This is a genomic window from Bacteroides sp. QWL-09, from assembly GCF_058683585.1.
The window spans coordinates 1022614-1035661 of record NZ_CM178748.1; the positions used below are offsets into that span (position 1 = coordinate 1022614).

The following is a 13048-nucleotide window of genomic DNA, read 5'->3' on the forward strand; positions in this document are numbered from 1 at the left end:
CCGTAGTGAACGAATTCATAGTCAATACCTTTGCTCATGTGACTGTTGTATTAAGCGTTATGTGGATAGAAGCAATTCCAGCCTACTAGTTCTGTTGTATTGCTAATTTTTAGAGGTGAATAGCGCCAGTTTTCGCCATCCTGAATGATGACACCACCGCCTTTGATATTCAAGTCTGGATGCTCGTTCATATAGTCGATGAAAGCATTATGCTTGTTTACGGCATTCAAATCACTTCCTGCACTTTTTGTATCAAACAGATAGACATTTTCATTCTTCATACGAACAACAAAGTCAATGAAGAAAAGAGAAGGAACGCTTGCCATATCCAGATACTCGATAGAATAGTGCTGACGACCGCCATCTCCATTTTTATACCACCAGTCAATATGTTCTTTGTTTGCTTCAAGATAGGCTTCAAATCTCTTTTCGGGATTGGAAGCATTGTTGAGCTGAACAAATGGCAACAAGGCATGATTTTCAGCATTGTCATAATGATTGGAATTTTCGTCATACAGACGTTCTTCTGGCACCTCCCACGTATACTCCTTGAAAGCACGCCTTTGGGCTTCTTTCTTTCGCAGATTTAATTTCTGTGTATATCTATCAAGCGCCTTAGCAATGAAATCGTCAAACTTAGGCTTGTTTTGATAATACAAGATGACCTTTTTGGCATCCGTTTCAAAGACACCCAAGTATTCTGCCATAAACTCCAGCAGATAACCTGCAAGCTTATCTGTAGAATGAGCACGTTCAAAAGCACCCAGACGGCTTGAAATATAAGTAATGAATACACGGTCAATTTCAGATGTGGTACGGGCAAACTTGACGTTTTCGCCCACATCTATAATACCGACTTCATTTTGGAAGTGTACATCACGAGGGATTTCTATGTTGATGTTCTTGACATCCAAACGTATCGTATGCTTAACTTTATCTCGATTGTGATCGATAGCTTCATCATCGGTATCTGGCAATGGAGAATAGTCATCGCTATTCTTCAACGAAGCCAGTTCGGCAAAGCTAAACAGAAGTAGTTGAGATTCTATTTTGAAGAAACTTTCAGCTTCTTCAAACAACACTTTTCTGAAATCAGCCCCAAGGCGATTACGTTCTGCACTTAATCTCTCTGAATAAACCGAAGGCAAAGCTACGTTTACAAGATCTTTCCTTCTTGTGGAATATAACACATTGGCATGAAGATAATCCATGTCTTCTGCTACAATCTGAATCTTGTCTTTTGACAAGTCTGTATAAACATACCCACGGTTGAGAATGGGATTGGTGTAGAAATGCTGCTCTGGCATACGCAGGATGCGACCAACAGTCTGGATGGTAAATGTATCGCTATTCAATTTTCTGAATATGAGCAATACGGCAGCACGAGGGCAATCCCAGCCGAGAGCTATGGCTTGTTTAAAGAGAAGTACCTCTGTCAAGTTATCAGGATTCTCAATATCCTCCAAGTTCGTCTTCTCGTTGGATAGCCATACTGCAAGTTTGCCGTTGTCCGTATTGATACCTTTTGCGGTATCAAGATACAACCTTACATGCTCAGCAACAGCAGTATCTTCGGCTGTCATCGATGCTTTTGAATCGTTTGGCAGTTGAATGAGCAAAAGTGGGTTGGTGCTTACACCGAGTTCACGATAGGCCTCCGCCAACTGGTTTCGCTTTTCGAGTGCAGTCTTGATAAGGTATTCATCAAGTGTATTATTCTGCATAGCATCTATTTTCAGATCTGGATTAAGCACCACTTCTTCCTTTATCATTTCGGCTCGAATAACATCCTTTCGATATACAGTCACCTTTTCATGAGGTCGGCTTTTAGGCGTAGCTGATATTCTGATTTCTACAGCAGGATTGATTCTATCAAGAACTTGTGCAGACTTGTCCGCAGTCTTCGACCAAAACATGTGTTCTTCGTCAATAATCACCACAATGGGAGTGCCTTGTTCTTCTTGTGTACGTTCTGTTATTTCATACAGCGATTTGCCCTGTTCGCTTTCACGAACAATTATGGCATTTTCTTTATTAATGCTTTCCCAGTTTACAAAAAGTATTTCGCTTGGATGAAGAACACCGTCTGAATGATCCAGTTCGTCGTACATCACTGGACGCAGGCGTCGATTCTCGTTGAAGGCATGCTTTATCTTGAAATAACTTTGTTCATGGAGCTTATTTGGAGCAATCCAAATAAAGGCTGCCTCTTGATACTTACTGTCACCACGATTTTTGAGTTCTTCAACAATCTCGCTGAGTGCCATACTCGCCATGACGGTTTTTCCCGATCCTGTAGGCGCTTCAAAAATAAGTTTCTTGCGTTTTTCGCCAAGGTTCAGCAAGTCTATAGTCTTATTCGTTAGCTCTTTGATGGCTTTCTGTTGATATTGTAAATCTTTCATTGTTTCTACGAATTAGGGGGTGAGACGATTTCTTTCTTTTTCGAAATTCTCTAGGAAATGAATTTCTACGGGAGACAACTCTAATGCCGTTCTTTCCTTAAACTTATCATATTCCGCATTTGCCTTTTGCTTGGCAAGTTCACTTGATATTTTCCCTGCATGGCTAAGCAGTTCTTTCCCAGAAAGTTTTAGAAAATCGTCGAGCTTCTGAATCCAATCGTTCATATACATAGGCTGATGCGACTTGGCTTGAAGTTCTGCAAAGTCGAGATACAAGCTGACAATGCGATTTAACGTGTCCAATTCATCATGCGAAAGATAGTTTTTAGCTATTTCCGCATCGCTGCGTTTTGGCAATGCTCCAGTCCACGACGTCAATCCCATAAAGTCTTTTTGGGCATCTGCTCGTTCATAGATTATTTCGGCTGCCGTATGTCCGTGAGCAGAGAAATGCATCTTGTTTTGCACCGTTTTGAAAAAGCGTTGAGTTGCTTCCGCTCTTGGGTCGTAATCAATACTCAAAGCATATATTTCAAGTGCCTTTCGATAAAAGACTTTCTCCGAAGAACGAATGTCGCGGATTCTGCTTAGCAACTCATCGAAATAGTTACCTCCGCCTGCACGTTTCAGTAAGTCGTCGTTCAAGGCAAATCCTTTCACCAGATATTCTCGGAGCACTTGTGTGGCCCATATACGAAACTGAACGCCACGATGTGATTTCACACGATAGCCCACGCTGATTATCATGTCGAGATTGTAGAACGCAATGTTTCGCTCCACTTTTCTTGTACCCTCGTTTTGAACTGTTGCAAAAAATGCAACTGTTGAATCGGCTTGCAGTTCTCCTTCCTCATACGCATTTTTAATGTGGCGCGAAATGGTTGACTTATTTCTTTGAAACAACTCTGCCATCTGGTCGGCGGTAAGCCACACTGTATCATTTGAAAGTGTTACTTCTATCTTCGACTGGCCATCTGACGTTTGGTAGAGTATGATGTTTCCTTTATTTGGTTGCTCATCCATCATTAATCCTCCTCGTCTTCAAATTCAAAGTTCAACATATCTTCTCTTATTTTACTCTCTTGATTGGAACTGTCCTCTTGGTCTATTGCCACAAGCTTATCTTTCTTTTTAGGCAGGATACGCTTATAGGTGTTGTATATGGCTGCCGGCAGAGCACAAAGCTCCACTTTGTCGTTTACGAACTCAAAGTCTTCCTCCCAAGGGTCTTCACTCGGTGAGAATACATACACTTTGAGTTTCGTTTTGAAGTCTATCTTTTCTATTTGCTCTACAATCTCAGCAATGGCTGCTTCGTAATAAATTACGAGCATGGCATTGTCATCTTTGGCAAAATAGCGCATTACTTTTGGGTGTGTTGGCAAGTCGCCAAACGTCTTGTGCTCTTCGTACAAATCTTCTTTGATGCAGAGCATATCGGTAGCAAGCGACATCAGTTGTCGCATGTTCTTTGGGGTACGATTGCGGTTTACAAATGCGGTGCGGTAGTAGCGTAGCGTGTTGTTGTGTAAGCCTTTTACTTCAGTTCCTTTTGAAGTGGTATAGCCATTGATTACTCGCTTATTACGCTCGTAAGTTACTTCTTCACAGATGTTGTTTTCATTGTTTGTTATAAGAATACACTTGCGATGACCGCCATCTTCAGAGTTGAGCTGCATGGTGGCATGAAGTGTTGTGCCACTACCGGCAAAAAAATCGAGAATAATGGAATCTTTTATCTTTATAGTTCTAAAAAGATATTGTATCAAACCGCAAGGTTTAGGATTAGAAAAAGGACAATCACCATCGAAAATATTAGTCATTTCTATATTACCTTGCTGGTTTATGGGTTCGCCTATCAAATTCATAAAAGCACGTCCCCTTGTCTCCCTTGGCTTTCCTTCATTATCAACCTTTTCATATACTTTATATTTTATGGTATATTTTGTATGAAAATTTTTTGTTGATTTAACTATTTCCAAAAATTTATTTTCAAGTCCCCATTTGACTTTATCTACACCCCATTTCCAAATCCAGCCATCATTAACAAATTCCGAACGTCCATTAGGAAATAATAATTGGCCATCAGGCATTTGAATACCAAAGTTCATAGAATCAGAATATTGAAGGCCACCTCTGTCAAGAGTGTCATAATAAAATTTTCCACGTATATCGACGAATTCGTCGGAATACTTATATCTGTTTTTATTAATCGACCCTTCGTCTCTTGCCCATATTTTTTCACTTATGCAATTTTGTTTAGATTTTGCGTATAAAATAATAGATTCTGTAACTACAGCTATATCTTTCGCATCATTTGCACCTGTTTTTTTACGCCAATCAAATTTTGCAACAAAATTCTGTTCTCCAAACACTTCATCACAAAGCATCTTTAATTGCGCTTGTTCATTATCATCAATCGATATAAAGATTACACCTTTATCCGAAAGTAATTGCTTTGCAATGCGAAGACGTTTTGCCATAAACGACAACCACTTACTATGACGATAAGTATCTTCTTTATCCACAAACTTATCATTATACACAAAGTCATTATTACCTGTATTATATGGAGGATCTATGTAGATAACATCCACTTGTCCCTCGTGTGTATAAGACAAGGCTGTCAAAGCCTCAAGGTTATCGCCTTCAATCAAAACATGATTAGGTGCATCGGTATTATCGCTAATGATAGCTTTGCTCTCGTCCTCAATTAGTACAGGTAATTCTTCTCGAAGACGTTCTTCCACATCTTCAGGCTTATCCTCCCACACAAGTCCGTACTTCTTCTGCTTGTTCAGAAGCTCAATAAGGGCAGACTTCTCATCGCTGGTCAAACCATCCAACTTAAGTATTTTGTTTCGCAATTCAGTCTTATTCATTTTAATAATGTTTTGAGGTTATGACTAACGAAGATTATTTCACGAGTCTTACCATTTGTATATTATCGTCGATTGACGAGTTTAAGAGGTCTTTCACATCCACTTCAAGCAATTTCGCTATCTGCACCAGCACCTCAGTGCTAGGCTGTGAAGAGTTGGTGCACCATTTTGATATGGTAGAGTAATCTGCAAAAGCATCTCCAAGGTGGGTTTAGAGGTGTTTGTACACCATTTAGTGGTCTTCTTTTTTCAGCTAATACGACTTTAAGTCGATTGAAATCCTTTGCCATTACTAATATATTTAATTGCTGTTCTGCAAATATAATAAATTAGCTCCAAAATCTTTGACAAATAGCCTCACATTTCACTTGTATATTCAAATTATTGATAAATATATCAATAATCACCTCCTTTATATGCTGTTCAGTATACTTCTTCTCCATTCTTACAACTTCATACAGAGGCTATACGAAAGGAACAGTTGCAGCAGACTATGGAAGAAATAGTGGTATTTCAGCAAATGGAAGAATGAAGGTATAATAGAGGAATTGCCAAGTGTTATTCATTCTAATGTACGCAAACAATAAGGAAAAGCCGAAAGCCCGAGTTTAGGAATAAATCATGCTTAATAAATATTTTGATTGATTTTGAAACAGATTATGAACTTGCGAAACTTAAATACAAAAAGATCGACGTAGAGGATTTCTCGCCGCCGCTAGTACTCTTCTTCGCGATCTTTAATACTTTTGTTAGCCACCTTTTAATCGTTAACCTATAGACTGACGATTAAAAGCAACCGCCAATATCAACTTCGGCCGGAGTTGATATTGGCGGTTTAATTTTATTGTAATTGTATCTTGGCTTTTAGAAGTCCTCTTTTTTATCCGTCCATCTTGTAGGATGATTCGGGTTTAACTTATCCGGTAAATCAAAGAATAGATTAATCCGCCTAGTCCAAGAATCGTTTCGTTAACCCATCATACTCATCGATTCTACGATCACGAAGGAAAGGCCACCAACGACGAACATTCTCCGATCGTTCCATGTCGACCTCAACCACCATATTCTGAGGCGTATCGTTAGATGCTTGAGCCAACAGTTCGCCTTGAGGACCGGCCACAAAACTGTTTCCCCAGAACTGAATACCATTGGTTTGTCCCGAAGGATCAGGCTCATGACCGACACGGTTGACCGAGACAACAGGGAGACCGTTGGCTACGGCATGAGCACGTTGAGAGATGATCCAAGCATTCAACTGACGAGACTTTTCGTCGTCGGTATCACTGCTTTCCCAACCAATAGCGGTAGGGTAGATCAAGAGTTCGGCACCTTTCAAAGCCATCAGGCGAGCTGCTTCGGGATACCACTGATCCCAACAAACCAATACGCCAAGCTTTCCAAGTGAGGTCTGGATGGGTTCGAAACCAAGATCACCGGGTGTAAAATAGAACTTTTCGTAATAAGCGGGATCATCGGGAATGTGCATCTTGCGATACTTACCGGCAATGCTTCCGTCACGGTCGAACACTACCGCCGTGTTATGGTAAAGTCCCGGAGCTCGTTTCTCAAAGAGAGAGGTCACGAGAACAATCTTATAAGTTGCTGCAAGCTCTGCATAGAACCCGGTCGATGGGCCCGGAATCGGTTCTGCCAAATCGAACAGTTGAGTGTTCTCGGTCTGACAAAAGTAGAGGGAGTTATGAAGCTCCTGTAGAACGATAAGTTGAGCACCATGTGCCGCACAAAGTTCGATGTTTTTAGCCAAGCTCATCATGTTATATCGCATATCAGCGGTATTGGCTTGTTGGACGAGTCCTATTTTTAGTTTTTTCATACGTTCTTTTTATTTATTTTAATACGCCTTGAGGATATTGCATGGTAACACAATGCAATGAACCGTGCTGTTTGATCAATGCGGTACAGTCGACCCCTACGATATCAAGATGTGGAAAGGCGGTCTGAAGGACTTCTTTGGCTTGACGATCGTTATCGGGTTGTCCATAGGTCGGATAAAGTACTGCAGTATCCATAATGAGGAAGTTAGCATAGGTAGCCGGCAAACGTTCACCATCGAACTCTATCGGATCGACCATCGGCAAAGCTAACAACCGATAAGGGGTATCGTTCAGCGTTCGGAAACTTTGAAGTTGTTGCTCCATAGCGACCAAAGCCTCATAATGTTCGTCGGTCGGATCTTCACATTTCACGTATGCGATGGTTTCAGGCGAACAGAAACGCGCTAGGGTATCGATATGACTGTCGGTATCATCACCCGACAAGTAACCATGATCGAGCCAAAGCACCTGATGTAGCTTAAAGATCTTCTTCAGATAAAGCTCGATATCACTACGGTTCATTTGTCCGTTACGGTTGGGCGACAGCAAACATTCTGAGGTTGTAAGCAGAGTGCCCATTCCGTCACTCTCGAGCGAACCTCCTTCAAGCACAAAGTTCAGGCAGTTGGCATAGGTACCATGAAGCACACCGGCCTCAACGGCTGCACGAGTAATCAAATTATCGTAGTTAGCAGCAAACTTCAGCCCCCAACCATTAAACTTGAAATCGAGTAATGTGGGCGATTTACTGTTCATCATCGTAATGGCGCCGTGATCTCTAGCCCAAGTATCGTTAGTCGGGCAACTCAGAAAGCGCACGTTGGCAAGGTTGACTTTCCCTTCAATCTGACGCTTGACTTCCTCGGGATGAGGAGTTACGATCAACAGTAGGGTGCGTTGTGCGATCTCCTGCGCAAGATTAATAAAACAAGCCTCAACCTCCTTAAGCATGTGTGCCCAATCGGTTTCGGCATGTGGCCAAGTCAGCTGGATGCCACTCTGCGGATACCATTCGGCAGGCAAAAAAGGAGAATCGACTTCCATCTGCTCAACAACCATTTTCTCAATGTTCAACTCCAAGTCTTTCTCAGAGTTCTGATGAAACGGATAACCCACAATTATTCCCATAGTACACTATTATTGTTTTGGTTTACGATCGAAAAATGGATTCTTTGAACTGGCACTCACCGGAATGGCCATAACTATCTTGCACTCTTTAAGCCAACCAAGGCGTTGTGCAGCGAGTCCGGCAGAGAACATCACACGGGTATCGACACGACAGTCGGCTGCAGTGGCACAAGCCGAACCGATGGCAATCCCAAGATCGATGCTGTTTAGAGCACAAGGAACACCTTCCGAACGCGCAGCACAAGTTGCGAATCCACAATGTCCACAGTTTAGTCCTTGAGTTTGTTCCCGCGTTCCAATCAGCATGATGCATTCAGCTTGCAAAATATTATCGGCATCACGAAGAAAGAACTTCATACCATGCTCTTCGACCATTGCAATCATCTTCGCCGATAGTTGTTCAATTTCTCCATCAGTGATGATGATGGTCTCTATAATATCGATTCCTTTTCCTTTAGGTGCAGTGCGTGCTGCTGTCATCATTTGCTTAGCTACATGAAGAACATGCTCGTGACGTATATCGCGTTCGTTTAAAATCATAATGTCATCAAATTAATTCGTTACGCAAAGATAGTATTTTTCATAAAAAGAGTACCTTTGTAAAATAAGAAAGATCGATTATCATGTTGCAAATAGATCATGCCAGTATAAGTTTTGGCGAAAACATCTTATTTTCGGAGTTTAACATGTCGCTTGCTAAAGGAGAAACCGCATGTATCTCAGGAGAGTCGGGACGAGGAAAAACGTCTCTACTCAATGCCATATTGGGACTTCTACCGCTAAGTTGCGGAACCATTCGGGTTAACGAGGTGTTGCTCGACCGAACAACGGTGGATAGTATCCGGAAGCAAATTGCCTTTATTCCTCAAGAATTGGCTATCCCAACAGAATGGGTTAAGGAGATGATTGCGCTACCTTTTACCTTGAAGTGCAATAAGCATACGCCATTCTCGGAGGACCTGCTGTTTGAGTATTTCGAGGTATTAGGACTCAGCAGAAAACTTTATCAGAAGCGGACTTGTGAGATTTCCGGAGGGCAACGCCAACGAATCATGCTGGCTGTAGCGGCTTTACTAAATAAACCTTTAATCGTGATCGATGAACCAACTTCCGCTCTTGATCCACATTCGACGGACAAGGTTTTACTCTTTCTACGCCACGAAGCCGAAAAAGGAAAAGCGGTGTTAGTCGTATCACACGACGAAATTATAGGAGAGGGGTGTGATCAATTTATCAGGTTGTAGAGTTTATATAATAGACTTGCCTATACCATACACCAAATTGCGATGTCAATATAAACTCGTTCTACTGGGAATAAGTGATCAGAGATGTCTATGGAAGATGGATGACAAGATAGATAGACCTATCGGTATAATGTAATCGGTATAATATAAAAGGAGAAAGATTGTGGGAATTATTGATATTACATATAGCAACTTATTGATCGGGCTGTTACTGCTCGGTATTCCTCTGTTTTATTTGTGGAAGTTTAAAACGGATTTGCTAAAACCAACGCTGATCGCCATCGTCCGTATGGTAGTACAACTCTCACTGATCGGAGTTTACTTGAAATATCTATTCTTATGGGATAATCCTTGGATCAATTTTCTATGGGTAATCATTATGGTCCTCGTAGCCGGACAGACAGCTTTGGCACGCACGCACCTCAAACGAAAAATATTGTTTATTCCCATCACCATTGGCTTTTTCTGTAGCGCGATATTGGTTGGCGTCTATTTCATGATTGCCGTATTACACTTAAGGGACCCATTTAGCCCACAATATTTCATTCCGATTTTCGGGATCTTAATGGGGAACATGCTTTCGAGCAATGTCATCGCCTTAAACACTTATTATAGTGGATTGAAACGCGAACAACAACTGTATTGTTACCTGCTCGGCAACGGGGCAACACGCCAAGAAGCGCAAGCCCCTTTCATCCGACAAGCGGTCATCAAAGCCTTTAGTCCGTTGATCGCTAATATTGCAGTCATGGGACTGGTTGCCTTTCCGGGGACGATGAGTGGACAAATTTTAGGAGGAGCATCTCCGAACGTAGCGATTAAATATCAGATGATGATTATGGTCATCACTTTCACCGCTTCAATGCTTTCTTTGATGGTCACCATTTCGTTGGCTTCGCGACGATCATTCGATGCTTACGGAAAACTACGACAGGTGTTGACCGAACGAAGGAAAAGGAAGTAACCGAGATAAAGAGTTAAGGAGAAAGGATAAAGAGAGAAAAAGCAAAGAGAGAAGAGAGAAGAGGGAAGAGGGGAAAAGCAAAAAAAAATAAGCAAACCAAAGAGAAAAGGAGTAAGCAGAGAAAAGAAACATGAACAGGAGGGAAGAGGTATTCGATCTGGTGGAACGGTTAAAGATTCCGGGATTCTTTATTACCGAGCATTTTATCCGTGAAGGCCGGAAACAGCCTAGCGGACTAGAAAACTTTATCCAAAAGAAGAAACTATTGATCGACAACGGAGCAACAGGTCGGAAGTTTGTTTTTCGAGAAGAAGAGTGGCATCTTGTACTCACTTTCTTCCCAACCGATAAGGTGGTCGACGAACATTATGCACTTAAGAACAAGGTTCAACACATCATCAATTATTAAAGACTTCCACCTTCATCAAGACCCACGTCACCCGAACAACAATAGAGCCTAGCCAATCCTTTTGTTAGCCAATCCTTTTAATTGCTCTGTTTTCTGTGATTTGCGCTCACCATTCTGCCCTCAGAGAGGGATTTTATCAAAGAAATCACTTTAAAATTTTCATTCTCTCCTTTTTTATGTATATTTGCACAAATTTTCTTTAAGATGAAAATTATTGAAATTGTAAGTGCCCTTGAACGGTTCGCACCTCTGCCATTGCAAGACGGATTTGATAATGCCGGCCTGCAAATCGGATTGACAGACGTGGAAGCAACAGGGGCTTTGTTGTGTCTTGACGTTACCGAATCTGTGATTGACGAAGCTATCGGATTGGGATATAATTTGATTATATCGCATCATCCTCTTATTTTTAAAGGTTATAAATCGATTACAGGCAAAGATTATGTAGAACGCTGCATCTTGAAGGCGATCAAGAATGATCTCGTGATTTATTCGGCACATACCAATCTAGATAACGCCCCTCAAGGCGTCAATTTCAAGATTGCCGAAAAAATCGGATTGCAAAACGTACAGATCTTGTCACCTAAAACCGAGAGTTTATTAAAACTGGTGACTTTTGTACCTAACAACCATGCAGACGACGTACGAAAGGCGCTTTTTGAAGCGGGTTGCGGCACAATCGGAAACTACGACGAATGTAGTTACAATCTAAAAGGAGAGGGGACTTTCCGCGCAAACGAAGGGACACAACCGTATTGCGGAAAAATTGGGAATCAGCACCGTGAGCAGGAGGTTAGAATAGAAACAATCCTGCCGTTCTATAAAAGAACCGAAGCAATAAAAGCAATATTGAAATCCCATCCATACGAAGAACCGGCCTATGACATTTATCCGATCAAGAACGATTGGATGCAAGCCGGAGCTGGAGTGATCGGGGAGTTGAAGGAACCAATATCAGAACTGGAATTTCTGAAGTGTGTCAAAAAAACGTTCGAAGTTGGGTGTTTGAAACATAACAAACTCAAAGGAAGAGAGATTCAAACCGTAGCACTTTGTGGAGGATCGGGAGCTTTTCTTCTATCGAATGCCATACGAAAAAGAGCGGATGTGTTTCTGACCGGTGAAATTAAGTATCATGACTACTTCGGACACGAAGATGATCTTTTAATGGTCGAAATGGGACATTACGAAAGTGAGCAATACACCAAGGAAATTTTTCATTCCATCATTCGCGATTTATATCCGAATTTGGACGTACAAATAAGCAAGATAAATACAAATCCTATAAAATACTTTTAAGAAAAATGGCTAGAGAAGCAAAAAAAGAAGTTACAGAGATAACCGTGGAACAGAAACTAAAAACATTGTTCCAACTACAAACAATGCTATCTAAAATCGACGAAATCAAAACGTTAAGAGGAGAATTACCTCTTGAGGTACAGGATTTGGAAGATGAGGTTGCCGGCTTAAGTACTCGTATTGAGAAAATCAAAGCTGAAGTTGACGAATTAAAATCGGCTATCGCTGGTAAGAAGGTAGAGATTGAAACAGCTAAGGTTGCTGTTGAAAAATACAAATCTCAACAAGACAATGTTCGCAACAACCGTGAATATGACTTCTTGACTAAAGAAATTGAATTCCAATCGCTAGAAATCGAACTTTGCGAAAAGAGAATCAAAGAATATACTGCTGACAAAGAAAGCAAAGATGCGGAAATCGTAAAAACCGAACAAGGTTTGGACGAGAGAAAAAAAGATCTTGAACAAAAGAAAAATGAATTGGACGAGATTATTTCTGAGACAAAACAAGAAGAAGAAAAGTTGAGAGAAAAGGTGAAAGACCTCGAAACTAAGATCGAACCTCGTTTGCTCCAATCATTCAAACGTATCCGCAAGAATTCTCGTAACGGGTTAGGTGTGGTATATGTTCAACGTGACGCTTGTGGCGGTTGCTTTAACAAGATTCCACCTCAGAGACAATTGGATATCCGTTCACGTAAGAAAGTTATCGTTTGCGAATATTGCGGACGCATCATGATCGACCCAGAATTGGCTGGCATCACCTTCGAATCTAAAGTTGAAAAAGAAGCTCCGGCAACTACAACGAAAAGATCAATCAGAAGAAAGACAGCTGAATAACTCATAAGGTCGTTTAACGACTTCAAATATTTATAAGCCTAAA

At 41.2% G+C, this 13048-nt stretch carries 11 protein-coding genes and 1 pseudogene; 5 read left to right on the forward strand and 7 right to left on the reverse strand.

Annotated features, from left to right (window positions below; translation table 11 throughout):
* Positions 1–50: 50 nt before the first annotated feature.
* The 7 genes and pseudogenes from AC4PG5_RS04025 to AC4PG5_RS04055 form a co-directional block, all read right to left on the reverse strand.
* On the reverse strand, positions 51–2405 hold the full coding sequence (locus tag AC4PG5_RS04025; RefSeq protein WP_492030169.1) for a DEAD/DEAH box helicase: 2355 nt from the start codon (positions 2403–2405) through the stop codon (positions 51–53).
* 12 nt (positions 2406–2417) lie between these two features.
* Positions 2418–3428, reverse strand: a complete 1011-nt coding sequence (locus tag AC4PG5_RS04030) for a virulence RhuM family protein (protein WP_492030677.1) — start codon at positions 3426–3428, stop codon at positions 2418–2420.
* A gap of 2 nt (positions 3429–3430) precedes the next feature.
* Entirely contained in the window at positions 3431–5287 is a 1857-nt protein-coding gene (locus AC4PG5_RS04035; RefSeq protein ID WP_492030170.1) for a site-specific DNA-methyltransferase, read from the reverse strand.
* A 34-nt stretch (positions 5288–5321) separates the two neighbouring features.
* Positions 5322–5577 (reverse strand): annotated as a pseudogene (locus tag AC4PG5_RS04040) (helix-turn-helix domain-containing protein).
* A 659-nt stretch (positions 5578–6236) separates the two neighbouring features.
* Complete coding sequence (locus AC4PG5_RS04045) at positions 6237–7121, reverse strand: carbon-nitrogen hydrolase (RefSeq protein WP_492030171.1); 885 nt, start codon at positions 7119–7121, stop codon at positions 6237–6239.
* A 13-nt stretch (positions 7122–7134) separates the two neighbouring features.
* Positions 7135–8250, reverse strand: a complete 1116-nt coding sequence (locus AC4PG5_RS04050) for an agmatine deiminase family protein (RefSeq protein ID WP_492030172.1) — start codon at positions 8248–8250, stop codon at positions 7135–7137.
* A 9-nt stretch (positions 8251–8259) separates the two neighbouring features.
* A complete protein-coding gene (locus AC4PG5_RS04055) occupies positions 8260–8790 on the reverse strand; it encodes a ferredoxin domain-containing protein (RefSeq protein WP_492030173.1) in 531 nt (176 codons plus the stop codon).
* Positions 8791–8873: 83 nt separating this feature from the next.
* Here AC4PG5_RS04055 and AC4PG5_RS04060 point away from each other — a divergent pair, with 83 nt between their 5' ends.
* The 5 genes from AC4PG5_RS04060 to AC4PG5_RS04080 all read left to right on the forward strand — a co-directional run bounded on the left by AC4PG5_RS04060 (position 8874) and on the right by AC4PG5_RS04080 (position 13005).
* Positions 8874–9494 (forward strand): ABC transporter ATP-binding protein, encoded by a 621-nt coding sequence (locus AC4PG5_RS04060; RefSeq protein ID WP_492030174.1) that lies wholly within the window; start codon positions 8874–8876, stop codon positions 9492–9494.
* A gap of 163 nt (positions 9495–9657) precedes the next feature.
* The gene (locus AC4PG5_RS04065; RefSeq protein WP_492030175.1) at positions 9658–10458 is read left to right on the forward strand and encodes an ABC transporter permease; all 801 of its coding nucleotides are present in this window, start codon (positions 9658–9660) and stop codon (positions 10456–10458) included.
* A gap of 130 nt (positions 10459–10588) precedes the next feature.
* On the forward strand, positions 10589–10867 hold the full coding sequence (locus tag AC4PG5_RS04070) for a hypothetical protein (protein WP_492030176.1): 279 nt from the start codon (positions 10589–10591) through the stop codon (positions 10865–10867).
* A 204-nt stretch (positions 10868–11071) separates the two neighbouring features.
* Positions 11072–12166 (forward strand): Nif3-like dinuclear metal center hexameric protein, encoded by a 1095-nt coding sequence (locus tag AC4PG5_RS04075; protein WP_492030177.1) that lies wholly within the window; start codon positions 11072–11074, stop codon positions 12164–12166.
* A gap of 5 nt (positions 12167–12171) precedes the next feature.
* The gene (locus tag AC4PG5_RS04080; RefSeq protein ID WP_492030178.1) at positions 12172–13005 is read left to right on the forward strand and encodes a zinc ribbon domain-containing protein; all 834 of its coding nucleotides are present in this window, start codon (positions 12172–12174) and stop codon (positions 13003–13005) included.
* Positions 13006–13048: the final 43 nt, after the last annotated feature.